This window comes from Paenibacillus cymbidii (assembly GCF_004764705.1).
Taxonomy (GTDB): domain Bacteria; phylum Bacillota; class Bacilli; order Paenibacillales; family NBRC-103111; genus Paenibacillus_AN; species Paenibacillus_AN cymbidii.
On the sequence record NZ_SHLX01000037.1, the window covers coordinates 22,322 to 45,743 of the forward strand.

The following is a 23,422-nucleotide window of genomic DNA, read 5'->3' on the forward strand; positions in this document are numbered from 1 at the left end:
TGGTATGAGAGGGTATGCGGTTGGGAACGTTCTAAGAACAATTTTCAAATTCTGGGATTTGGTCTGATGCGCGAAACATGGGACTTCGTATGACTGGAAGAAGTAAAAATCGAGCGATCCACGCGACAACCATTTGAAATCCAACGTTTGCTCTCTTTTCGAAAATTTTATACGTTTGACGCAGGAGCTATTTTGACGTAGACATTCAAATCACTTCGCTGCCGGAAGAACCGCTCTATTATCATATTCCGCTTTCCATTTTGCGAGCATGGCGGTGACATCGCCGTCGCTTGTAATCAATTTCCGGATGTCGTCACTATGCGATCCTCGAAGTCCGTTCCACACATCGTTATCGTAAAAGGATCCCCGTTTGGCATATTCCAATTCTTTCAGAAATCCGTTCCATATCGGGTGTGTGGACTGTCCGCTCGCTTCTGCGACCGCTTTCGTCACTGCTAACTGGCTGCTTCCCCAAAGCGCAGCGCCTTCGCCTGTCGGCATACCGATATAGCGTAGAAAACGCCACGCTGCATCTTTGTGTTTCGATTTGGCGGAAATTCCGAGCCCTTCCACATACAACACGTTACCGCGTCCTCCCTGTGGGAGTGAAGGCAACCCAACTAAGCCGATATCCGGATCCTTGATCTGGTAAGCCCAGTATGAAAACTCGAACGCCATAGCAATCTGTCCTGACATTAACGATGGAATGCTATACCCGCTGTCTGGAGCGGCTACATGGTAGGTGCGGAACAAGTCCGCGTACAGCCGGATGGCATCCGCAGTTTTCGGACTGTTCAGGTATCCGTCCGACTGACGGTTCGATCCCAAGTACCTGCTCTGATTGGCAATAACAAGTGCCTCTACCATTTCCACATCGTAACTAAAATGCACCCCGTATTTGCGGCCGAGATCGGTTTCGACGGTCAGCTTTTTAGCCGTTTCCACAAAATCGTTCCATGTCCACCCATCCTTAGGATACGGAATCTTTTGCTCATCGAACCTTTTTTTACTGTAATAAACACCCATCGTATGTACATCGAACGGGAGCGCGGCCAACTTGTTATCCAGCATGACCGCTTCCAGAGCCCCCTTATAATACTGGTCGGTATCAATCGACTCCATCTTAAAATAGGGAATCAAGTCCACCGAAGCACCTTGCCGAATCGACTCATAAAATGCATTCGCACCAAGCTGTATGATGTCGGGGGAACTATCGCTTTTCATCAACTCCAGCGAATTGGAGTTTCCCGGCAGGACGGATACTTCCACATGAATGCCGGGATTCTCCGCCTCGAACTTTCGGGCCATTTCAGAAATATAACCGTATCCCGACCCATATTCTGCGGTCGCCGCCCGTAGAACGACTGATTCTTTCGTCCCGGCCACTGCCAAGGGAGGAACTTCAGGCATATCACCTGACTTTCCATTGCATCCTGCCGAAACAATCGCAAATACGGTCACAGCAATTGCCGCCGACCATTTTTTTCCTCGTATCCATTCCATTCCGGTTACCCCTTTGAAATACAGAATTTGTCCTACTTCCCCACTAACATAATAAGAGCAATAAGAAACTGTTAGCAATGAGACACGTTAAAGCGGTTTCCATCGATGGCGTAAAATCGGTATACTCAAACTTATTGATGCCAGTCATACATGAAAGCTAACAAAAAAGATATATAATATTGATTTCGGTATGTTAAGAAAATCATACCATGGTTTTTATTAAAGAATTCTGCCCGATAGTTGAGCGAACCAACTAGAAACGAAAATAAGCGATAGGTCAGTTCCATCGCCGCGCTATCGTGCTCCGTTAGCGCAATCGATTGAAAACGATAGTTCCGTGTGAATGCATTACAAATTTCGTTGTTCAAACATGTGGAGGAAGCTAGCGGAACCCAGCGCCCTTATTCATGGGCACAACCCGATGAATCGCATCGCAACGGAACTCAGCGCCGTTATTGGGCGATTGGCAGGCGCATTTGCACCATTTTTTGCTGAATAACGGCGCTCAGTTCCGTTAAGCTTGCTTATAACCTATTATTTCGTCCGGTAACGGCGCTCAGTTCCGTTAACTCCAGTTCGAACTAATCTGCCCGTCTACTTCAACAAACGAAAAGGAGCTGCCACGAAGGAGCTCCTCTACTATCGTATCCTTAAGGTCGCTGCGCACAACTAAGCTGGAACGTAAGTCAACCTGATCACCTGCGCGCCAATTCGATCGCTCGCCACGAGGCGCAGCGGCGGCCGCGGACCGGCGAAGAACGGCTTGCCGTGACCCAGCACGACTGGATGGAGATAGAGTCGATACTCATCAACGAGACCGAGCTCCGTTAGACTGTGCGCCAACTCCGGCCCTGCAACTTCAATCACCCCTTTATGCTGAGACTTCAGCTCACGTATGGCTGTAGCGAGGTCGCCCTCGATCAGAGAAGCGTTCGGACCGACGGACGTTAGCGTCCTCGACACCACCCACTTCGGTTTGCTTTGCCACGCCGCTGCATATTCCCGTTCAGGCGCATCCCATTCAAAATGGTCTCCGTCCCAATACTGCATAATCTCGTACATGCGGCGCCCGTACAGGCTGCCCGCCAGGCCGCGCACGTCGTCGATGTAATGACGGAATAGCACGGGGTCGGGCTGGAATGCCGTGTGGTCGTGGTCGACGAACCCGTCCAGAGACTGATTCAATGCGAAAACAATCTTTGCCATGCGACTGACTCTCCTCTCTTGTTTGCTCGCCCATTCATCATCGGGATTATTTGTTCCATATGCAGCCTCCTTCCCTAATAGTTCGTCTATGAGATTCAACTATCCTGCCGTCAGTTTAGTTGAACTTGGTTAGTGGCCGCTTATGCGCTTTCCGGTACCTCGCGCACCTCCCTGCGCGGAGTGACAGGGGTTGATGGCAGTCAGCAGTCAACCTCAAGCTCCCGACAAACCGCAAAAACCTCGTTCCGGATCGGAACGAGGTTTTTACAGATCAGCAGCAGATCAGCTATAGTTGTGCGACCGCTCGACAGTGCCGTCCTTGCGGTGAATAATTGCGCTGCGGTTGGCGTCCGATGCGAGCATCCGCGCCTCGTGGGAGGCATCCGCCTTCGTCTCGAACAGCTGCTCCGGCTCGTCCTCCCCTTCCGCCTTGAGCGCCCATCCGTCGTCATGCGGCACGACATGCCAGTTGTGCCGTCTCCGGCCATCGCTGCCGCCGTAGCCGCTTCCGGATCGCTCCATCTCTTCGCGCCGCGGCTCATCGCGATGCTCCGGATGATCGCGGGCCCATTCTTTCGCCTGCGCCGTAGCGATGGCGATCGCCCGCCCTTCCCCATATCCTTCATCCAACAGCGCGTTGGCGATTTCCACCGCTTTGCCGCGCGTGCGGGCATCGAAATTTTTCAGCGAATCGGGGTAATCCCGTTTGGTCCATGGCATCTGAACCGCCTCCTGTCTCACAGTTTGCAATAACACCGGTGCCTGACACCTGTTTTTTACCCGCCCGAGGCCGCCAAAAAACATGGAAGAATCGGGAAATCGCCCTTTACATGACGAATCGCATGAGTTATTATTTAAATACGTAATTACGTAATTAAATAATATATGAGGTGTCGAAAATGGAACGCGATTTGGCGCGGGAAATGGACAGTCTGAATCGGCAGTTTGCGGAAATGAGGCAGCAGCTAGGCGAAATGGAGCGGCTGTTGCAAGGGAAGGCGGAGGAACGGCAACAAGGAACGGATGCGGGGGGAAAGTCGAACATCGCCGGAACGACGACGGTAACGGCTTCCGAAGCAAGCGACACAACGGCGCACGCGGGCACGCTCTACTATTCCGGCGCCTATCGCGGCAGCCGGTATGATTTTCGCTGGCAGCCGCAGGAAAGGAAGGTCGACGGCCTGCTTGCCGTCGACGGGGAGAAGGCGGCGAAAATATTGGCCGCCATCGGCCACAAGCAGCGGCTCGACATTGTAAAGGCCGTGCTGCAGGAGCCGCTCACCGGACCGGAGCTGGTCGAGAAGCTGGGCATGGGCACGACCGGGCAGCTGTACCACCATATCAAAGCGCTGGCCGGAGCCGATCTGCTCGTGCAGGAGGAACGCGGCGGCCGCTATTCGGTGAGCGGGAGCCGGGCTTTGCCGCTGCTGCTGTTGCTGGCGGCCGCGGGCGACCTGCTCGATACGAGCGACTACATCGACATGACGGCCGTACGCGCCGATCCGGCCGACTTCTTCGGCGGCGGCGCGCCGAATCCGAACCCGCTGCTGCTCGCGCTGGCGGAGAACAGCGTACTGGAGCATCGCGCCGGTTACTGCAGCGAGCTGCATCTGTTCCTGCACGAGGACGGTTCGGCCACCGTGGCGGACAACGGGCGCGGCATCCCCGTCCAAGTGCTGGCAGCGCAAGAGAAACCGAACGCGCAGGCGGTGCTGACCGACATGCGCCGCCAGGCGGAGCATGCCGCTTACCGCGCGCCGGGCGCGGAGAAAGGCATCAGCCCGGTCGTCGTCAACGCGCTGTCGCGGCGGCTGACCGTCGATATTCGCCGCGACGGACACGCATATCGGCAAGAGTACCGCAACGGCATCCCGCAAACCGCGCTCGCCGTCGTTGGCGTCACGCAGGAAACCGGCACCGCGGTCACGTTCGAGCCGACCCGCGAGCTGTTCGCCGCCGGTTTCGACCGGGCCGCGCTGGAGCGGCGCATCGCCGAATGGCATGCGGCCTATCCCGGCTTGCAGGTACGGCTTATCGGCGGCGCATAAGCGGATTGCCCGCTGGAAACCGTATGAAGAGCCGGCGAACCGGCAACGAAAGGAGATTCGCCATGAGCAAGGAGCAGCATCACTCCGCGCAGCAGATGGAAGCGGCGGAGGCGCAGTCCGACGCCGATATCACGGGGCGCGGCAAGGCGCAAGCAAGCGCCAAGCAGTCCGCGGCGGACCAGGCCGCCGCGAAGAAACACGGCAAAAGCTCGCAGTAGCGCATGCCGCTTCGGCGCGTTACGTTTGCGCCGTGAGCGGATACTGGAACGCGCCGTCCGGCAGCGGCCAGTCCCCGCGCACGAACAGCAGCGAATCCGCCGCAGCGGCCGCGGCATTCGCCAGCGCCGGGCCGGCCAGCAGCCGGTCCGGCGTAAAATGAAACACGACAAGCTCCGCCGCGGCAGGCATCACGGCAGCGACAACACGCTCCCAGCCTTCTTCGCGGGCGGAGACGATGTCGTACATGTGCAACTCCGTTCCTTCAAGCTCGCACGCAACGATCGTTTCCGCTTCCTCCGCGTACAACAGCCCGCCGGACAACACGTTCAGGAAATACCACATGACAAGGCCCGCACCGCCCGACGCGTCGAACGAACGCGACACCGGCACCCGGCTTTGCGCCAGGCGGAACGCCAACTCGCGGTCGGCGGCAACGTCCATATCGAGCGACCGCCAGCCCATCGAAGATCGCGGCCCGAAAACGGCCGCAGCGCATGCGTACCGGCATTCCGCCACCCGGCGAAAGCCGTATTTCGGATAAAAGTCCAGCACCCGTTCATTGGCGAACAGAAAGATCGGGGCATCCTCCGGCGAGTACAACTCCAGCACCCGTTCCATCAGTTGGCGGGAAAGCCCTCGTCCCCGCCAGTCCGGGTGCGTCATCACCGTGCCGATCTGCAAGGCAGGGACATCCGTTCCCCCGTTCGGGGTCGACAGCAGCATTCGGCTGACCGACACGTTCGCCACGATGTCGCCGTCCGCCGCAGTCGAGTGGCACCGGTAGTTGTCGCCCCAATACCCGCCTTGGTACCAGCGCTCGAAATCGATGCCGAATACGCGATGGGCCAGACGATTGAAGCTGAGCCGGTACGCATCGTGATGACGGTAATGATCGATGAAGCGCAGCCCGTCCGCAGCGCGTGCGAAGTTGTCCATCCCTTCCGCCGCTACTCCACCAGCTCGCGGTACTTTTCCGCCGTCAGCAGCTGCGCAAGCGCCGCATTCGCGTCGCCCGCCACTTCGACCTCGACGATCCAGCCGCCGTCGTACGGAGCCTCGTTGATCAGCTCCGGCCGCCCGACCAAATCTTCGTTGCAGGCAACCACTTTGCCCGAAACGGGGCTGTACAGGTCGGACACCGTTTTCACCGATTCGACCGTGCCCATCGCCTGCCCTTCTTCCACTTCGGCCCCGATCTCGGGGAATTCGACGAATACCACGTCGCCCAACTGGTGCTGGGCATAGTCGGTAATGCCGATGCGCACCCTTGCGCCCTCCACCCGCACCGCCCATTCATGCTCGCTGCTGTAGGCCAACTGCTCTCTGATTTCGCTCATGCGACTCACTCCTATTTTGCATATACTGGTTATTCTGGGGCGTGTCTGAATACTCCGAGGGGAACAGATTGGGCCGAATTTTCGTTCCATGCAAGGAAGTTTTGCGCAGGCTTACCGGGGGTAAGTCAAGCAAAACTGACGCAGCAGGGGGCGAAAAGGCGGTGCAAGATGACCTCGAGCGGGTTTTCAGACACGCCCTACCATATCCCGATCCGTCGAAACGTCAAAAAAGGACATGACAAGGCTTCATGCCTGATCTCTGTCCCTGATGCCTGAGAGTTTCGGCCGATCCGTCCGTTCGTGCGTACGGCGGCGTTACCCCTTTGGCGGCTTGTATGAACGCTCTCTCCAGAGCCGTGTCGAACGGAGGTACGTTTACCTGAGAGATTGGCGGCCAGCCGGCAAGCGTGGCGCGTTTGCTCCTTCGGTGCCGAACGGGCCCGCGGGGCCGTTCGGTCTCTCCCTACCGTCGTCATCCACCTATGCGGTTGGTTATGCGAACGTTTCCAGATTACGGCACGGGCCGCGGCCGTGTCAAGACAGCGCCCAAAATTTCCCCTCCGCACAAAAAAACATTGACACCCGCCGAAGCCGTACGGTTATAATTAGCCGACGGATAACGCAACATACATACGGAACTTCATACACGCGGATGAACGTCAAGGGAGAGCTTACCGCACCGCGGTAACGCCGAAGGAGTAAGCCCGCACGGGTGAATCTCTCAGGCAAAAGGACCTTGGCCGGACGCATCTCTGGAGAGCATTCCGCTCAAGGCGGAGTCACCCACGGGGAAACTTGGCCGCACGCGCGGCGCAAACGCGCGGCTCCCGGCAAGGCAACTCTCAGGTACAAAGGACAGAGCGAGAAACCGGCAAGCCCCGCAAGGGGGCGGATGCCGTTTCTTGGCTGTCCTTTTTTTGGCGTTATCCCAAATGACCGAAGGCGCGAGGTGACCAGACATGTCGGAGCCGCTTAAGCGTACGCCGCTGTATCCGTGCTACGCGCGATTCCCCGAAGCAAGATGCATCGATTTTGGCGGCTGGGAGCTGCCTGTCCAGTTTGCCGGCATCGGCAAGGAACATGAAGCCGTGCGCGAACGCGCCGGCTTGTTCGACGTTTCGCACATGGGCGAGTTTATCGTCGCCGGCAAGGACGCTGAATCGTTCCTGCAGCGGCTGACCACGAACGACGTCGCCAAACTAGTCGACGGGCAGGCGCAATATACGCTGCTTTGTTATCCGGACGGCGGCACCGTCGACGATTTGCTCGTGTACCGGCTCGGCGAAGGACGTTACATGCTCGTCGTCAACGCCTCGAACATCGACAAGGATTTCGACTGGCTGCGGCAGCATCTCGGCAGCGACGACGTGACGCTGGAGAATCGCTCGGCCGCCACGGCGCTGCTGGCGCTGCAAGGACCCGCGGCGGCGGCGATCATGGCCGGGCTGACTGCCGATTCGGCGGTTGGCGCCCTGGCGCCGTTCCGCTTCGCGGACGGCGTCGCCGTCGCCGGCGTACGCGCGCTGGTGTCGCGCACCGGCTACACCGGCGAAGACGGCTTCGAGCTGTACGCCGCGGCCGAAGACGCCCCGGCGCTGTGGGACGCGCTGCTTGCCGCAGGCGCGCCGCACGGCCTGGCGCCGGTCGGGCTCGGCGCCCGCGACACGCTTCGCTTCGAAGCGAAGCTGCCGCTGTACGGGCAGGAGCTGTCGCCCGCTATTTCGCCGCTGGAGGCCGGGCTCGGCCCGTTCGTCAAGCTGGACAAAGGCTCGTTCATCGGCCGCGAGGCGCTGACCGCGCAGAAACGGGACGGCCTCGCGCGCAAGCTCGTCGGCGTCGAGCTGCTGGAGCGCGGCATCCCGCGCGCGCACTATCCGGTCTACGCCGACGGGCGCCAAATCGGCGAAATCACGACCGGCACCCAATCGCCGACGCTGAAGCGCAACCTCGGGCTGGCGCTGCTGGAGACTGCTTATGCGGCGCCCGGCACCCCCGTCGAAGTCGACATTCGCGGCAAACGGCTGCAAGCGCAAGTCGTGCCCGCCCCATTCTACAAACGAACTGCGCAAGGAGGCGCCGCCCAATGACACCGCATCGCTATTTGCCGGTCACGGAAGCCGACCGGGCCGACATGCTGCGCACGATCGGCGTGGCCGATATCGGCGACCTGTTCGCCGACATTCCCGCCGAAGTCCGCTACAAGGGGGCGCTGCCCGTTTCGCCGGCGCTCGACGAGCCGGCCCTGCTGCGCCACATGAACGCGCTCGCCGGCCGCAACGCCGACAGCGAACGTTATGTCAGCTTTCTCGGCGCGGGCATTTACGATCACCATATTCCCGTCGTGATCCAGCATCTCGTTTCCCGCTCCGAGTTTTATACCGCCTACACCCCTTACCAGCCGGAAATCAGCCAGGGCGAGCTGCAGGCGATGTTCGAGTTCCAGTCGTACATCTGCGAGCTGACCGGCATGGCGGTCGCCAACGCCAGCATGTACGACGGCGCTACCGCGCTTGCCGAAGCCGCCGCGCTGGCGGCGGGCGCCACGAAGCGCAGGAAGATCGTGCTGTCGCGCGCGGTGCATCCGGAAGCGCGGGCGATTGTAGCCACGTCGGCCCGGGGACTCGGGCTTGACGTTGTCACTGTCGGCAGCGCGGACGGCCTGACCGATCTGGCGGAGCTTGAAGCCGCGGTCGACGCGGACACGGCGGCGGTTGTCATGCAGTCGCCGAACTTCTTCGGCGGCATCGAACCGCTGCGCGACATCGCGAATGTTGCCCACCGCAGCAAAGCGCTGCTGGCGGTAAGCGCCAATCCGCTGTCGCTCGGCTTGCTGGAGCCGCCGGGCAAGCTCGGCGCCGATATCGTCGTCGGCGACGCGCAGCCGCTTGGCATCCCCGCGCAGCTCGGCGGGCCGACGTGCGGCTTCTTCGCCGTCAGCGAGCCGCTGATGCGGCGCATGCCGGGCCGCATCGTCGGCCAGACGACGGACAAAGGCGGCAAACGCGGCTTCGTGCTGACGCTGCAGACGCGCGAGCAGCATATTCGCCGCGAGCGGGCGACGTCCAACATTTGCTCCAACCAGGCGCTGCTTGCCTTGTGCGCTTCCGTGTATTTGTCGGTGATGGGCAAAGCCGGCATCCGCGAGGCGGCCGAGCTGAACGTGCGCAAGGCGCATTACGCGGCCGGCCGGCTCGGCGCCATTCCCGGCGTCAAGCTTGCTTTCGCTGCGCCGTTCTTCAACGAGTTCGCGCTGAAGCTGCCGGAAGGCGCCGACATCGGCGCCTTGTCCGCCCGGCTGCTGGAAGCCGGTTACCTCGGCGGCTACGAGCTCGGCCGCGACTACAGCGAGCTGCAGGGGCATCTGCTAGTCGCGATAACCGAACGAAGGACGAAAGCCGAAATCGACGCTTTCGCGGAACGACTGGAGGCGATTTTGTGAAACCCGAACAATCGCTCATTTTCGAGCTGAGCAAGCCGGGCCGCGTCGCTTATTCGCTGCCCGCATGCGACGTGCCGGATGACGCGCCGCTATCCGAGCTGGTGCCGCAAGAGCTGCTGCGCAGCGAACCGGCGGCGCTGCCGGAGGTGTACGAAGTCGACGTCATCCGCCACTATACCGCGCTGTCGCGGCGCAACTTCGGCGTCGACAACGGCTTTTACCCGCTCGGCTCGTGCACGATGAAATACAACCCGAAAATCAACGAAGACGTCGCCCGCCTGCCCGGCTTCGCGCGCATCCATCCGTATCAGCCGGAAGCGAGCATTCAGGGCGCGCTGGAGCTGCTGTACACGCTGCAGCAGGACCTCGCCGCGATTACCGGCATGGACGAGGTGACGCTGCAGCCCGCCGCCGGCGCGCACGGCGAATGGACCGGGCTGATGATGATCCGCGCCTACCACGAAAGCCGCGACGAACGGCGGACCAAAGTGATCGTGCCCGATTCGTCGCACGGCACGAATCCGGCCAGCGCTACGGTCGCCGGCTTCGAAACGGTCACGATCCGCTCCGACGAGCGCGGCATGGTCGACCTTGACGCGCTTCGCGACGCCGTCGGGCACGACACCGCCGCGCTCATGCTGACGAACCCGAGCACGCTCGGCCTGTTCGAGCGCGACATCGTCGCCATCGCCCGGATCGTGCACGAAGCGGGCGGATTGCTCTATTACGACGGCGCCAATTCGAACGCCATCATGGGCATCACGCGCCCCGGCGACATGGGCTTCGACGTCGTGCATCTCAACCTGCACAAAACGATGAGCACGCCGCACGGCGGCGGCGGCCCCGGCGCCGGCCCGGTAGGGGTGCGCAGCCGGCTCGCGCCGTTCCTGCCGAAACCGCTTGTGGCTAGGCGCGAGGATGGCTCGTATTATTTGGACGGCGACCGGCCGCAGTCGATCGGGCGGGTCAAGGCGTATTACGGCAACTTCGGCATCCTCGTGCGCGCCTATGCCTACATCCGCACGTACGGGCCGGAAGGGCTGCGCCGCGTATCCGAAACGGCCGTGCTGAACGCCAACTATATGCGGGTGCGGCTGGAACCGTACTACGAAGCGCCGTATCCCGGCATCTGCAAGCACGAATTCGTGCTGTCCGGCCGCAAGCTGGCGGCGGAGCACGGCGTGCGCACGCTCGACGTCGCCAAGCGGCTGCTCGACTTCGGCTACCACCCGCCGACGATTTATTTTCCGCTCAACGTCGAGGAGTGCCTGATGATCGAACCGACGGAAACGGAAAGCAAAGAAACGATGGACGCGTTCGTCGACACAATGATCCGCATCGCCGAAGAAGCGGCGCGCGAACCCGAGCTGCTGCTGAACGCGCCGTACGATACGGCGGTTCGCCGCCTCGACGAAGCGACGGCGGCGCGCAAGCCGGTGCTGAACTGCTCGTGCGGGTAGCGCGTTCCAGCCGCTGACGACTGTACCGGGCTTATGCCCCTCATATGCCGCAACAAACAACCCGCAGCGATCTCCTGCGGGTTATTAATCGTTTTATCACCTGGAATGCTTCGTGGCATAATTATCGAGCTTTTGCAGAAACGGACCGATCCTCCTTTCGGATGACAGCGCCCACCGCAGCCCTTTCTCCGTCAAGGGAAATCTATTAAAGGAGGACAACACCAGATAGGAACTAAGCGGGAACCGCAACCAGGTACGGATTAACTTATAATCGGTTTTATTCAGTTTTGCGATGCGACGGTAACCGTTTAAAATCGCCTCGGCGATCTTGAAATTCCACTTGTGGTCTTTGCATGAATTGTAAATGATCCGGTACAAATCATACGCGCGCAAATCCACATGCAGCGTTTCGAAGTCAAGGAGGTTGGTTCCTTTGGCGTTCATGATAAAATTGCTCGGCCCTCCGTCGCCGTGGCACAACACGCCGTGCGCCCGCGGACGCTTGCGGTACGAGAAGTATCCGCTGCTCCGCAGCAGCGCTCTCGCCTTGCTTGCGTACCGTAACATTTCCGGCCCATGGCGCCGGATGAAAACGGCAATCGCCGTATTGCCGTAGCCTTTCCTGTTCGCTTGGGCAATTTTTTTTTGCATATACCGCTGTCGTACCTGAAGCGTTCGGGGCCATGTATCAATCTGGCTATAGGAGAAATATCCCTTAAGCCCGTTGTGACCGGCCTTATGAAGCCGGCCCAGGGCGATGCCGCATGCCCGCATGTCGCCTAAAGAGCGAGGGGAAGGCAATCTCCCGGCAAGCCAGGGAGTCAACACATATAGCTCGTTTTTAGAGGAAACGGCATAAAGTTTAGCCCCTGCCGGCGTTTGCGGATTGCGCCAGACAAGGCGAAGCCCCTTATTGTTGCTGCGCAGCAGCATACGGTCGATCCACTTCAGCCGCGCAAGCGGCTTTGGCATTCGTTTCAGGCTGTAGCTTTGCCCATTTCGGGCGATAACCCGGAATATCCCTTTCCGGATTTGTTTATGGCCCACAACCTTAATCCCAAACTGTTTGGCGATATTGGAAACCGATTGTTCACTCATGGCGTTCTTGCTTTCTTCAAGTCAAAAAACAACGACTTGTAGCGCAGGGCGACTTTTCGCCATCTATAGCGGGCAGCGACAGCTTTTGCATAAAGCCGCCTTCTCTTCGTAGCTTCCTTGTTTCCCCACGCAGCGGCAATGGCCCGGGCGATGGATTCTCCGTTTACGGAACGGATAACTTGCGCATTCCGGTTATTGACAAACTCCCTTAGTCCGCCCGACAAGGTCGATACCAGCGGCACTCCGTTCGCCATCGCCTCCAGCGCCACAAGACAAAACGATTCTTTTCCGCTCGGCACGATCACGGCGCCATAGGATGCGTACATTCGTTGAATCGCATGATGCGGGCGGCTGCCCGTCCAGCGGATGCGTTCCGAAACGCCGAGCTGCTTTGCAAAGGAGCGCAAGTGGTTCATATATCTGTCGCTCCCGCTGCCCACAACGGTTAACCGAACATTTTTGCGCGAACGGGATAATATAGCGACGGCTTTGATTAAAGGCTTGATGCCTTTGGACGGAATAAGTCTGCCCACGAAGAGTAAATGCTCGGGTGTACCGCCCGTGTGCCTTGAAACGGCATTCACTCCGTGCGGAATGACGGCAATACGGCCTCGTACGCCGCCATATAACCGACTGGTCGCTGCCGCTTGCCACCTGCTTGGAACGACGATCCTCCTCGCTTGGCGAATTAATCGGGCCTGATTTTTTCCGTGCGGCGAACGAATCCCTGCTGAAACGTTTGAATGGCAAGTATAAACGATGGCGACGCGAAATTTGTTCCCGGCTGCTGCCGCCGCATCGGCAAATTCCGTGCTATGGATATGGATCAGGTCCGGTTTTCCCAAGCCTGCGGCAGCAGCCGCCCGTAAAACGGCATTTGCCTTGAAAGCGCGTGCGGAATGCCTGAATGGAGGCGCCTTTTTCGGTATCCTTACGATATGCATATTGCCTCCCGGTTTCGAGACAACAAGTTTGCCGGAGCTGCCGGAACACAGGACCTTGATCTTCACACCGGTCTTGCTCAGCATTTGGCTCAGATAGGTTGCAACAATTCCCAATCCGCCGACAATATTCGGTTGAAATTCGTTCGTCATGACCCAAACTTTCAGGCTGTTGTCGCTTCCCATGAGCATCCTCCTTATACCGCTTCCGAATATATTTATGTAGCGGCGAAGCGAAAGGTACGACGATAATGGGGCGGAAATAATACCGTCGTTGGTCCCAAAAAAGATTGACGGTCATACTCTATAATGTCGGAGCTGAATAACGAATTTGCGGGAGGTTGCCGGTCTTGAGAAGTGTACTGATCATGGTTAAAAACTTGTGGTCGGGAGGCGGAACGGAAACTTACATATTGACATTGGCGCAATCCTTGCAAAAACGTGGATATCGGGTAGGGATTTATACGTCGGGCGGAACATGGCTGACATTTTTTCGCCAAAAGGGGATACGGCTTCACATTGCGTCTTCGTACATGGATTCTCAGGAATTGTTGAAAAAATTGATGTCATTATACCAGGTCTTGCATGCCAATGATCAATACAGCATTTCGCTTCTGGAAACGTTGCGCCCCCTCTCGAATAAGGTCATTGTAACCATTCATGGGAAATATTTTAAACCCGATGCTGTCAGAAAAGCGAGCGGGATAGCGGATGCCGTCATTGCGGTTTCGCTGCCCATCTATCATTACGCCGTACGCTGCGGCGCAAAGCCGGCGAAGACACGCCTCATTCCCAATGGGATCGCCATTGAAACCTTTCGGCCAAAGGGGACGAAATCGTTTCGCAAAAAATACAACTTCCCTCCCCGTGCTTCCGTCATCGGCTATGCCGGCCGATTTACGTCGCAGAAATTGCCGCTGGGCCGGCGCATCTCCCGATTGCTGCGATCGTTTAAGGCCAGGAAATCGAATATACGCGTGATGATTGCAGGAAGGCATGCCAAAAAATATGTTCAAGCAACCGGCCGATACGTTGTAGCCGGGCTTGTTTCGAATATGAGCGATTTTTATCGATCGTGCGATGTTGTGGTCGGAACCGGTCGGGTCGCATTGGAGGCGATAGCTTGCGGTAAACCGGTCCTCGCGGTCGGAAACCGCGGATATATCGGACCTGTGACCGTAAAAAACTTTCGCTATGCCTGGAGAAGCAATTTCGGGGATCATCAAGCAAAACGAGTGAAATGGACGGACAGGCAATTCATAAACGACTTGAATAACATATTGCTATTGAAAAAAAACGTCGTCAAGATACGAACGTTTCAAGTCCGGAAACGGATGATCCGTAAGCTTTCAAGCCGTATCATGATCGAGAAGATCGCCCGCTTGTATCAAAAAAACACCGCTACGATCAGCGAAGTGAACGTGGGGGCCGATCAAGCTCCCGATCCAATTGCTTATGCCGATCAAACTCCCGACCTCCCCCAAAATTAGCCCATAAAAAATGGCTTATTCGTCCCATTTCGCCCGTCTCGTCAAGAATAACCAGCGAAAACACTGGCTGTTCTGACCCAATCGCCCCGAATTCGCACAACACACCCGCCAACTGCAATTTGACTTTCCGCCGCGTCCGGAAGCCGCTCCAGCTTATGTGGTAAACAAAGGATAATCCAGGTCATGAGATGACTCTATCTTGAGGATCGGGTCGGTTGCTACAATAAGTGCTGCACACACTGTATACAACGTGTGCGATGCGGAAAGGAGCGATGCCCGGTTCCGGCATTCCCTGGAGCGTTCGACCTGCGCCTGTTTTCAGCGCGACATGCGGCCGATTCCACGGCATCCGGACAACACGTCAGCAAGCGAGGCACCGGCAAACGATTCACGCCGGATGGAATACGACCGTCCGCGACGCGGCGAATTCGAACAGGAGGTAGGTTATGAACAGAAAGATGGCATTATGGGCAGGCTGCTTCGTTTTTTTCGCTTGTTTCGGCGTTATGCTGGCAACCGGCGGCAACTCCGTCTACGCCAGCCCGGTCAAAATTACGCTGTCCCCTTCGATGGTCACGAATACGTCGGCGCTGGGCGATCCGACGCTGCTCGTCGACGAACAAACGACAGCCGGCGATCCGGCGGGCGGCAGCGGCGGCAATCCGACGAACGGCTGGCACGGCGGATGGAATACAGCCGATTATCCGCTCACCGCCTATATCGATCTTGGCCAATACTACGACTTGACCGACATTTATTTGTACGATTCGACCGGCACCGGCAGCTTCACCGTTTCGTCCGGTTCGCCGGGCAGCTGGACGCAGCTGTTTGTCGATTCGCTGAATACCTACAACCATTGGAGCGCGCACTCCGTTTCGGCCACGACCCGCTATATCGGCGTCGCGATGGGAACGCCGAACTCCTGGGTAAGAGAACTCGTCGTTTACGGCACGCCGAGCGGCGATACGACACCGCCGGCGGCGGTCTCCGACCTGGCAGCGGCTTCGTCGACGGCGAGCACAGTTACGCTGACGTGGACGGCGCCCGGCGACGACAACAATACCGGCACCGCGGCCTCGTACGACGTCCGCTACAGCACGTCGCCGATCAACGCCGGCAACTGGGCGAGCGCTGCGCAGGCAACCGGCGAGCCGACGCCCGCTGCCGCCGGTACGGGGCAAACGATGACAGTCGGCGGTCTGGTGTCCGGCACGACGTATTATTTTGCGATCAAAACCGCGGACGAGGTGCCGAACGTTTCGGCGATTTCTACGTTGACCGCCAGCATCGCCACGGGCGCAGACACAATCGCGCCGGCGACCGTGACGAACCTGCAGGTCGTCTCCGTCACGTCGACCACCGCCCGGCTGAAATGGACGGCGCCGGGTGACGACAATACCCTCGGCACGGCGACATCGTACGATTTGCGCTACAATACGGTTCCGATTACGGCAGGCAACTGGGGTTCTTCGAAGCAAGCCAGCTTCGAGCCGGCGCCGCAAGCGGCCGGATCGGACGACTATGCGACGGTGTATGGACTGAACACAAGCACGCTTTACTATTTTGCGCTGAAGACGACGGACAAGGCATCCAACATATCCGCCCTGTCGACCGGCACGGTCAGCTATACGACGCTGGCCGCCACATCGGGCACCGCCATTCCGCTCAATCCGTCGATGGTGATCAACGAAACGGCAAGAGGCGACGCAGGCATGCTTGTCGACGAGCAGTCCGACCCGCGCGGCGGCACGCCGACAACGCCGACCAGCATTTGGGATTACGGCAGCGGCACGTTTTATTTGCCGATATCGGCTGTCATCGATTTGGGCGCGGAATACGCGCTGACGGATATCTATTATTTTGACGGCGTGGGCGGCGGTTCTTCGGGCTTTACCTTCTCCAGCGGCTCGCCCCTCGGCTGGACTGCGCAATTCTCGGATGCGCTGAACCAGACGAACAAGTGGGTCGGGCGTCCGTTTAACGTCACAACCCGGTACGTGCAAATTTATACTGGCGTTTCCAGTCAGAAGGTGGGCGAAATCGTGCTCTACGGTACGCCGGTCGGCACGCCTGCCGCCCCGCCGACACCCGTCCCGCACACAAAACCGACGATGAACGAGTTGATGGGAGTCAATACATTCTATGGCGACCCCGTCGACAAGATGGCCGTTGTCAACAATGTGCGCGAGTACCACAACTGGGTGTGGGACGAAGGAGCGCTTTCGTTCGGCACGCTCCAAACCGGGTACGCCGGTCAATATCCAAACAACCTCAACAAGTTCAATGGCAGCTATTCCACCGATAGCGAAATTGCCAGGAACTTCGACGACTTCTACGACAGCATCGACAGCGCAGGCTTGCAGACGCTCCCGGCCATACAGGCAAGCGTCAGCTGGCTGACGACGGCATTGTGGGACAAGCCGGTCTCGACCGGTGAAAGCGCGACAAGTCCGGCGTCCTATGCCGAACACGCAGACCATATGTTCCAGTATGCGGCACGGTATGGCAGCACGGCGGTGGCCGACAACAAGCTGAAGCTTGCGGCGGATCAGCCGCGCAGCACCGGAATGAACCTGCTGTCCTATATCGAAAACGCCAACGAGCCGGACAAATGGTGGCAGAACCGTTCGGGTTACTTTACCCCGTACGAATTCGCCGCGATGACGAGCGCCGATTACGATGGCCATCAAGGCGCAATGGGCAACACGGTCGGCGTTAAAAATGCCGATCCGAACATGAAGATGGTCATGGGCGGACTGGCCAATACGAATGTGGATTACATCAAGGCGATGAAATTTTGGTCCGACGTCAATCGCGGCGGCAGCATCCCGTTCGACGTCATCAACGTGCATCATTACAGCAATGTCACGGTGTCTGGCGTCACCGTCGGCATCAGCCCGGAAGACGACCATCTGAAGGATCAGTTGAAGAGTCTGGTCGATTACCGCGATCAATATATGCACGACCAGGAGGTATGGCTGACCGAGTTCGGCTACGATACGCATCCGGCCTCGGTGCAGCGGGCGCCGGCAATCGCACCCAAATCGCAGCAAGACGTGCAGGCGGACTGGCTCGTCCGTTCTTATCTGGCAGCCGCGGCAGCGGGGCTCGACCGCGCCTATGCGTATTATTTGACCGATGTGAACAGCAGCGACTCGACAAAATACAGATCGAGCGGCCTTATCGGCCAACGGGGCGACTGGACGCCGAAAGTGTCGTGGTACTATGTGTACACGCTGCGCAATACGCTCGGCAACATGCGCTATCTGGCCGAGCAAAGCTCGGGCAACAGCAATGTGCTCGTCTACAAGTTCAAGAACGCAACCGGCACCGGCGGCGCTTATGTCGTCTGGTGCAAAACAAGCAACAACACGACGGTGCCGGGTTATTCCTTGTCGCTGGCCGGCAGCCCGACAACGGCTTCGCAGGTGACGCTGGCGAACGGCGACACGGACGGCGTCACGTCGGCGCTGACGATTGCCGGCGGCAGCGTAACGGTGAACGTCGGCGAAACGCCGATCTTCGTGCTCGTTAACGACATGCCGTAACGTCTTTTTTCCGCAAGCAAAAAAGAAGGCGACCGGACGCCCCTAGCGCGTACGTTCGCCTTCTCTTTTTGTATCGCCGTTTTATTCGTCTGCTTTACTTCGCTTTACTTCGCCGCCTTGATCGCCGCGTCCGCCTTCTTCTTCATTTCCGCCAGAGAATCGTCGATGCTCGCCACGCCGAACAGCGCTTTTTCCGCTTCATTTTGCAGGATCGTGTTGATTTCGTTGTAGGCGGTATAAATCGTGTCGGTGTAGGACTTGGCTTCATAGTTCAACACAAATTTTTTGAATGCCTCGACGTCCACAACCTTCGCTGCATCCGGACCGAGCATAATCGCCGCCACAGCGTCCTTGTTGTTTTTCTTCCAGGTCGGAATATGCCCGACTTTCGCCAAGTCGACCGACCCTTCCGTCGAGAGCCACTTCAGGAATATCCAGGAGGCTTCCTTTTCCTTCGTGTTTTTGTTCATGGCCAGGTAGCCGAAATGCTTCAGACCGCCGTTCAGCACTTCCTTCTGATCTTTCTCCAGGGTCGGGAGCGGCGCCACCGTTACCAGGAAGTCGCGCGGATAATCCTTGGTATTGCTGATAAAGCGCGAAATTGCCGTCGAACTGATGGCCATCGCCATTTTCCCCTGCAGGAAAAGCTCGTTGGTCGTCGACTTGGTCGATTTGTATTCCGTGTACGGATATTGATATTTGTCGACGTTTTCGATTTTGTTCTTGAACTCGAGCGCTTTTTTGTACGCCGGGTGATCGAAGTTGGACGTTCCATCCGCTTTGTACCAAGCGTCGGCGCCGAGCAGTCCGCGGACCGGAAGCGTCCAGTAGTAGTTGCTCAGATAGTCGGAGGAACCGTATACTTTGCTGCTGCCTTCGCCTTTCGTCATCGCTTTCGCATAAGCGGAGTATTCGTCCAGCGTCCATTTCTCCGGCACCTTCAGGCCGGCGGCGTCGAGCATTTTCTTGTTGATGAATACGGCGTCAATCTGGGAGGTCGTCGGCAAGCTGTAATACTTGTTGTCGAATTTGTACGTATCTTGACCGAATTCCGCACTCACATCGAACTTGTCCCTTGCGATAAATTCGCCAAGATCCTGGAGAACTCCCTTCTTGGCGCGGGCTTCAAGCCGGGTCAGTCCGTAGTTGAAGAATACGTCAATTTGCTGACCGGCTATGAGGCTGGTGTCAATTTTGACGTTGCCTTCATCGTTGTTCGCGAATTGAACGTAATCCACCTGGATTTGCGGATACTTCTGATTGAATTTTTTGATGATTTCCGCCGGGCCCTGGTCCTCGGCCCATGCCGCCCACCAGTTGATTTTTGCCGGTTTGATCGTCGGCGCCGGCGTTGCCGACGCGGCCGCCGATGCGGACGGACTTGCCGCCGTACCCGCAGGCTTCACCGATGAACCCGCCCCCGATTTGTCCGATCCGGATCCGCCGCAGGCGCTGAGCAAGGAACCCATCATGGCCACGCTTAACGATACCGGCACCCACCATTTTCTGTTCATCCAAATCCTCCCCATTCGATTTTGCTTCCGCCGCGGCATTCGCTTCCGCGAAGCCGACAGATGACCGTTTCATCGGTATAGCGCTTACAACACAAAGTATAAAGCGCGGCACGAATGGTCTGAAGGAACGATTTTTTCGGAATGGTTCATTTATTTTGGCTTTGGCGCGGGATGTTCACTAATTTTTGAACGTTGTTCGAAATTATGCTCCTGTCGGCTCGAGCGGAACTGGCTGGGACTCATCCCCTTCTCTTTTTTGAACGCGCGGCCAAAATAATTGATATTGTCGTACCCCACCTTCTCGGCGATCAGGTAACTGGGGAGCTCCGTCTGCGTGAGCAATTCCGCCGCCTTCTCCATGCGGATTTCCGTCAGGAACTCGATAAAGCTTTTGCCCGTTTCCCGTTTGAACATCGAGCTCAAATAGCTGGGGCTCATGTTGACGATGCCGGCGGCGCCGTTCAGCGTAAGGTTCCGGGCATAATTCGTCTTCATGTACCCGATCAGGCGGCGTACTTCCTCGCGATACTTCTCCCGGCCGGCCTTCAGAAGTTCGCCCGCGAACGACTCGAAGAGCGAGGCGAACCAAGCCTGCATGGCCTCGATCGTCTCCTGCTGAAGCAGTTCGACATGAATCGGCGCAACGTGGGGGTAAATGCGTCCCCACTCGGCTCCATGCCGCGCCGCGATTCGCTTGAAGGCGTGCACGATTTCCATGAACATGCCGATATCCTGATTGCGGTAGCATCTGCCTGCCGCAAGCCTGGTGAAGATCGTATCCAGGAGCCGTCCCAGTCCGCCGCTGTCACCGGTATCCGCACAGCGCTCCATTTCTTCTTCATCGCTCTTATCGAACAACACCATGCCGGCATGCGCAAAAAAGGCCGGATCGTACCGGTAGCACTTGCCAAGCCCGCCATAAAATGCGATCTGCAGCGCCTCTCTGGCCTGCAGGAATGCCGGCTTGAATCCGCGGGACGTTTCGAACCTTTCACTGAGGCCGATGCTGGCCTCCATATTCAGAAAGCGGCGGATCGCATGCAGCAGAGGATCCATGTTCGTCGGGCCGGTATCGTCCGACCCGGCGTCAATCGGTACGGACAGCAGCGCCACGAATTCGCCGCTCTTGTATTCCGTCACATGCAGACAACGTCCGGAACAATAAACGTCCGCCAATTGCTGCAAAGCGCTCTCCATTCCGATATTCGCCGCATCCACGGGTCCGTGCGCCCTGACGATCATCACCGCCCAAGCGTTCTTCGCTCCGTCCTTCTGCGCGAACCAGGCTTCCGACTCCGCACTGTCGACCGTCTCGTCGCATATGAAACGAAGCATCGTCCGCTTCAACCTTTCCCGGTCGGTCGCAAGCTCGGCGCCGCTTCCCGGATCCTGCCGGGTAACGCGCCGCCCGAGCTTGGCCGTCGTCGTCTGCAGCAGACGAATCATTTCCGCCGGTTTCACGGACGCCTTTAAGATATAATCTTCCGCTCCCAGCTTCATCGCTTCCCGCACATACATATAGTCGCTATGGCTGCTAAGGACGATAAACCGAATGAACGCGTACTTCTCGCGAATTTCGGCAATCAGCTCAAGGCCGTTTAGTCCGGGCATGACGATGTCCGTCAGCACGATATCCGGCATATGCTTTTCGATAAGCTCGCGGGCTTGCAGACCGTCGCTCGCGGTGCCCGCCACCTCGAAGCCGTGATCCTCCCAGGGGATCAAGGAAGTCATGCCAATGCGCACCAGCATTTCGTCGTCGGCAATGATGACTTTATACATGAGCCCCTCCGTCTGGTTCAAGTTTCGGCAGCGTAATGGCGACCGTTGTCCCGCCCCCCGCTGCGCTCCGCACGGCAATGCCGTATGCGCCGCCGAAATGCAGGCGAATCCGCTCATGCACGTTGAGCAGCCCGATCCGCTCCCGTACCCGTGGCGGGGACGTCCCGGTTTCGGCAATCGCGGATTCGATCATGGCCAGCTTGTCTGCGGCAATGCCGGTTCCGTTATCCCGGATGGAGAGCGATACTTGCCCCTGCACTTCCTCGCCTTCGATGTCGATCGTCTGAACGCCGCTCACGCCGGGAAAGCCGTGAACGATGCTGTTCTCGACCAGCGGCTGCAGCGTGAACTTCACGATGGCGCACGACAGCAAATGCTCGGGAACGTGCGTATGCAGCTCGATTTGCCCATTGAAGCGAATATTTTGCAGCGTAATGTAGCTTTCGATATAGTCGATTTCCTGCCGCAGCGTAATGATGTCTTCTCCCCGGCCGATACTGGCTTCCATCATGACGGCCATATGCGAAATCATATCGCCGACTTCCCGATCGCGCCGCATATACGCCATCCACTTGATGTTGTTGAGCGTATTCAGCAGGAAATGCGGATTGATTTGCGCCTGCAGCATTTTGAAGCGGAGATGCTCCTTCTGCTTCTGTTCGTCCTTCACGTTCTGGATCAGCCCCTTCATCTGCTCCAGCATGCCGTTGTAGGTCGTCATCAGCTCCGCAACCTCGTCCGTCCCCCTCACCATAATGGCGCTCACTTGCAGATTGCCCTTCTCGACCTTGGCCATCTTGAGCTGCAGCAAGCGGAGCGACCTCGTGACTCCGTAGGAGATCGTGCCGGCCACCAGAATAAAGACGACGATGATGCCGCCCATGGCATACATATACACTTCCCGCAAATTGACCATTTCCGCAAAAACGGCATCGTACGGCATGAGCTGCGCGATTTTCCACCCGGTCGGCGCGATCGTTCGGTAATTCACGATATAGCGTTGCCCGCTCAATCGTTCGATAAACTGTCCTTGTTCGGAATCGGCCATTTGGCCGATCACGGCTTCTTCGGACTCGGGAGCGGTCCATAGCTCCCGATCCGAACGATAGATCACCTGTCCGTCCGCTCCGGAGAGCATGACATGTCCTTCCAGCGCACTAAGAACAACCCTCAGTTCGCTGGACCCCAGCATGACCATCACGATGCCGACGTTCCTTCTGTTATCGGCGGAATCGATCGATTTGGCGACGATTACGAGCGGTTCTTTTTTGTAATAGCTGACCAGATTGGCTTCCTCGTATACCCACAGAAACCGGTTTTTCGCCGCCAGCGCTTCCGGCAGCCAGGAGAAGCTTTCGAGCGTCGCCTTTTTTTCCGCCTGACCTTCCAGCGAGGAATACAGCTGCCCGTTTCCGTCCATGATGACGGTGTAGAACCGCATTTTATACAAGTAGGTGCTGTTCAATTTGGCGATGATTTCATCGGTAATCCGCAACCGCTCATACAAGCTGTATTCGCCGGGCGATTCCAATACGCGTTCGACCGGGCGGTCGATGCTGACCAGCGTGGCGGCGGACATCATCTGTCCGAGCACGTCTTCCATGTTGCTTTGGGTCAGATGAAGCGATTCTTGCACGGAGGCGCCGATTTTCTCGGTAATGATCTCTTTGAGCGATTGGAAGCTGTAATAGAGCGTAATGCCGAACGGGATGATGAGGCAGACGATCACAAGCGTGAATATTTTGCTCTGCAAGGTGCGGAACCGCATGAATCGCCACGGACGCTCCGTCATGACTATCGTGACCCCCATCTTGTTGCCGCCGGCATGGCGAGTATA

General features: G+C 57.9%; 17 protein-coding genes and 3 riboswitches. Of the genes, 7 read left to right on the top strand and 10 right to left on the bottom strand.

What is annotated here, in order from left to right:
* Positions 1-210: 210 nt before the first annotated feature.
* The 3 genes from EXY20_RS33220 to EXY20_RS33230 all read right to left on the bottom strand — a co-directional run bounded on the left by EXY20_RS33220 (position 211) and on the right by EXY20_RS33230 (position 3,429).
* The gene (locus EXY20_RS33220; RefSeq protein ID WP_135556731.1) at positions 211-1,503 is read right to left on the bottom strand and encodes an extracellular solute-binding protein; all 1,293 of its coding nucleotides are present in this window, start codon (positions 1,501-1,503) and stop codon (positions 211-213) included.
* Between the two features lie 669 nt (positions 1,504-2,172).
* On the bottom strand, positions 2,173-2,709 hold the full coding sequence (locus EXY20_RS33225; protein WP_135556732.1) for a dihydrofolate reductase family protein: 537 nt from the start codon (positions 2,707-2,709) through the stop codon (positions 2,173-2,175).
* A 282-nt stretch (positions 2,710-2,991) separates the two neighbouring features.
* A complete protein-coding gene (locus tag EXY20_RS33230; RefSeq protein ID WP_135556733.1) occupies positions 2,992-3,429 on the bottom strand; it encodes a DUF2188 domain-containing protein in 438 nt (145 codons plus the stop codon).
* A gap of 179 nt (positions 3,430-3,608) precedes the next feature.
* Here EXY20_RS33230 and EXY20_RS33235 point away from each other — a divergent pair, with 179 nt between their 5' ends.
* Both EXY20_RS33235 and EXY20_RS39320 read left to right on the top strand, forming a co-directional pair.
* Positions 3,609-4,757, top strand: a complete 1,149-nt coding sequence (locus EXY20_RS33235; protein ID WP_135556734.1) for a helix-turn-helix domain-containing protein — start codon at positions 3,609-3,611, stop codon at positions 4,755-4,757.
* Between the two features lie 62 nt (positions 4,758-4,819).
* Positions 4,820-4,975 carry a hypothetical protein gene (locus tag EXY20_RS39320; RefSeq protein ID WP_167859700.1) on the top strand — a complete coding sequence of 52 codons (156 nt, stop codon included), beginning with the start codon at positions 4,820-4,822 and terminating at the stop codon, positions 4,973-4,975.
* Between the two features lie 19 nt (positions 4,976-4,994).
* On the opposite strand, the gene EXY20_RS33240 is transcribed toward EXY20_RS39320, so the two are convergent.
* Complete coding sequence (locus EXY20_RS33240; RefSeq protein WP_135556735.1) at positions 4,995-5,912, bottom strand: GNAT family N-acetyltransferase; 918 nt, start codon at positions 5,910-5,912, stop codon at positions 4,995-4,997.
* Positions 5,913-5,923: 11 nt separating this feature from the next.
* Positions 5,924-6,313: a glycine cleavage system protein GcvH gene (gene gcvH, locus EXY20_RS33245; RefSeq protein WP_135556736.1), complete on the bottom strand. Its 390-nt coding sequence runs from the start codon at positions 6,311-6,313 to the stop codon at positions 5,924-5,926.
* 357 nt (positions 6,314-6,670) lie between these two features.
* Positions 6,671-6,788: riboswitch (glycine riboswitch) on the bottom strand.
* A 177-nt stretch (positions 6,789-6,965) separates the two neighbouring features.
* Positions 6,966-7,060, top strand: a riboswitch (glycine riboswitch).
* Positions 7,061-7,063: 3 nt separating this feature from the next.
* Positions 7,064-7,174: riboswitch (glycine riboswitch) on the top strand.
* 98 nt (positions 7,175-7,272) lie between these two features.
* On the opposite strand from gcvH, the gene gcvT reads away from it, so the two are divergent.
* Genes gcvT through gcvPB form a run of 3 tightly spaced genes read left to right on the top strand, consistent with a single transcriptional unit; the run spans position 7,273 to position 11,212 of the window.
* Positions 7,273-8,400, top strand: a complete 1,128-nt coding sequence (gene gcvT, locus EXY20_RS33250; protein ID WP_135556737.1) for a glycine cleavage system aminomethyltransferase GcvT — start codon at positions 7,273-7,275, stop codon at positions 8,398-8,400.
* On the top strand, positions 8,397-9,752 hold the full coding sequence (gcvPA, locus tag EXY20_RS33255; RefSeq protein ID WP_135556738.1) for an aminomethyl-transferring glycine dehydrogenase subunit GcvPA: 1,356 nt from the start codon (positions 8,397-8,399) through the stop codon (positions 9,750-9,752). The genes gcvT and gcvPA overlap by 4 nt, the downstream gene beginning before the upstream one ends.
* Positions 9,749-11,212 carry an aminomethyl-transferring glycine dehydrogenase subunit GcvPB gene (gcvPB, locus tag EXY20_RS33260; RefSeq protein ID WP_135556739.1) on the top strand — a complete coding sequence of 488 codons (1,464 nt, stop codon included), beginning with the start codon at positions 9,749-9,751 and terminating at the stop codon, positions 11,210-11,212. The genes gcvPA and gcvPB overlap by 4 nt, the downstream gene beginning before the upstream one ends.
* A 96-nt stretch (positions 11,213-11,308) precedes the next feature.
* Here the strand turns inward: gcvPB and EXY20_RS33265 are convergent, their stop codons facing one another.
* Together EXY20_RS33265 and EXY20_RS33270 are read right to left on the bottom strand one after the other, a co-directional pair.
* Positions 11,309-12,310 (bottom strand): phosphotransferase, encoded by a 1,002-nt coding sequence (locus tag EXY20_RS33265; RefSeq protein ID WP_135556740.1) that lies wholly within the window; start codon positions 12,308-12,310, stop codon positions 11,309-11,311.
* Positions 12,307-13,437 carry a glycosyltransferase family 4 protein gene (locus EXY20_RS33270; protein ID WP_135556741.1) on the bottom strand — a complete coding sequence of 377 codons (1,131 nt, stop codon included), beginning with the start codon at positions 13,435-13,437 and terminating at the stop codon, positions 12,307-12,309. Before EXY20_RS33270 ends, EXY20_RS33265 begins: the two co-directional genes overlap by 4 nt.
* A 164-nt stretch (positions 13,438-13,601) precedes the next feature.
* Between EXY20_RS33270 and EXY20_RS33275 the strand changes: the two genes are divergently transcribed.
* Both EXY20_RS33275 and EXY20_RS33280 read left to right on the top strand, forming a co-directional pair.
* On the top strand, positions 13,602-14,741 hold the full coding sequence (locus EXY20_RS33275) for a glycosyltransferase (protein ID WP_135556742.1): 1,140 nt from the start codon (positions 13,602-13,604) through the stop codon (positions 14,739-14,741).
* A 446-nt stretch (positions 14,742-15,187) separates the two neighbouring features.
* Positions 15,188-18,289 (top strand): fibronectin type III domain-containing protein, encoded by a 3,102-nt coding sequence (locus tag EXY20_RS33280; protein ID WP_135556743.1) that lies wholly within the window; start codon positions 15,188-15,190, stop codon positions 18,287-18,289.
* Between the two features lie 104 nt (positions 18,290-18,393).
* Here EXY20_RS33280 and EXY20_RS33285 read toward each other — a convergent pair whose 3' ends face one another.
* From EXY20_RS33285 to EXY20_RS33295, 3 genes are all read right to left on the bottom strand, one after another.
* Positions 18,394-19,803: an extracellular solute-binding protein gene (locus tag EXY20_RS33285; protein WP_135556744.1), complete on the bottom strand. Its 1,410-nt coding sequence runs from the start codon at positions 19,801-19,803 to the stop codon at positions 18,394-18,396.
* A 150-nt stretch (positions 19,804-19,953) separates the two neighbouring features.
* A complete protein-coding gene (locus EXY20_RS33290; RefSeq protein ID WP_167859701.1) occupies positions 19,954-21,585 on the bottom strand; it encodes a response regulator in 1,632 nt (543 codons plus the stop codon).
* The gene (locus EXY20_RS33295) at positions 21,578-23,395 is read right to left on the bottom strand and encodes a sensor histidine kinase (RefSeq protein WP_135556746.1); all 1,818 of its coding nucleotides are present in this window, start codon (positions 23,393-23,395) and stop codon (positions 21,578-21,580) included. The genes EXY20_RS33290 and EXY20_RS33295 overlap by 8 nt, the downstream gene beginning before the upstream one ends.
* Positions 23,396-23,422 lie beyond the last annotated feature (27 nt).

What these genes read in the sequence shown, in the direction of transcription:
- EXY20_RS33220 (WP_135556731.1), bottom strand. Translation starts at nt 1,503, where the DNA reads ATGGAATGGATACGAGGAAAAAAATGGTCGGCGGCAATTGCTGTGACC.
- EXY20_RS33225 (WP_135556732.1), bottom strand. Translation starts at nt 2,709, where the DNA reads ATGGCAAAGATTGTTTTCGCATTGAATCAGTCTCTGGACGGGTTCGTC.
- EXY20_RS33230 (WP_135556733.1), bottom strand. Translation starts at nt 3,429, where the DNA reads ATGCCATGGACCAAACGGGATTACCCCGATTCGCTGAAAAATTTCGAT.
- EXY20_RS33235 (WP_135556734.1), top strand. Translation starts at nt 3,609, where the DNA reads ATGGAACGCGATTTGGCGCGGGAAATGGACAGTCTGAATCGGCAGTTT.
- EXY20_RS39320 (WP_167859700.1), top strand. Translation starts at nt 4,820, where the DNA reads ATGAGCAAGGAGCAGCATCACTCCGCGCAGCAGATGGAAGCGGCGGAG.
- EXY20_RS33240 (WP_135556735.1), bottom strand. Translation starts at nt 5,912, where the DNA reads ATGGACAACTTCGCACGCGCTGCGGACGGGCTGCGCTTCATCGATCAT.
- gcvH (WP_135556736.1), bottom strand. Translation starts at nt 6,313, where the DNA reads ATGAGCGAAATCAGAGAGCAGTTGGCCTACAGCAGCGAGCATGAATGG.
- gcvT (WP_135556737.1), top strand. Translation starts at nt 7,273, where the DNA reads ATGTCGGAGCCGCTTAAGCGTACGCCGCTGTATCCGTGCTACGCGCGA.
- gcvPA (WP_135556738.1), top strand. Translation starts at nt 8,397, where the DNA reads ATGACACCGCATCGCTATTTGCCGGTCACGGAAGCCGACCGGGCCGAC.
- EXY20_RS33265 (WP_135556740.1), bottom strand. Translation starts at nt 12,310, where the DNA reads ATGAGTGAACAATCGGTTTCCAATATCGCCAAACAGTTTGGGATTAAG.
- EXY20_RS33270 (WP_135556741.1), bottom strand. Translation starts at nt 13,437, where the DNA reads ATGGGAAGCGACAACAGCCTGAAAGTTTGGGTCATGACGAACGAATTT.
- EXY20_RS33280 (WP_135556743.1), top strand. Translation starts at nt 15,188, where the DNA reads ATGAACAGAAAGATGGCATTATGGGCAGGCTGCTTCGTTTTTTTCGCT.
- EXY20_RS33285 (WP_135556744.1), bottom strand. Translation starts at nt 19,803, where the DNA reads ATGAACAGAAAATGGTGGGTGCCGGTATCGTTAAGCGTGGCCATGATG.
- EXY20_RS33290 (WP_167859701.1), bottom strand. Translation starts at nt 21,585, where the DNA reads ATGTATAAAGTCATCATTGCCGACGACGAAATGCTGGTGCGCATTGGC.
- EXY20_RS33295 (WP_135556746.1), bottom strand. Translation starts at nt 23,395, where the DNA reads ATGGGGGTCACGATAGTCATGACGGAGCGTCCGTGGCGATTCATGCGG.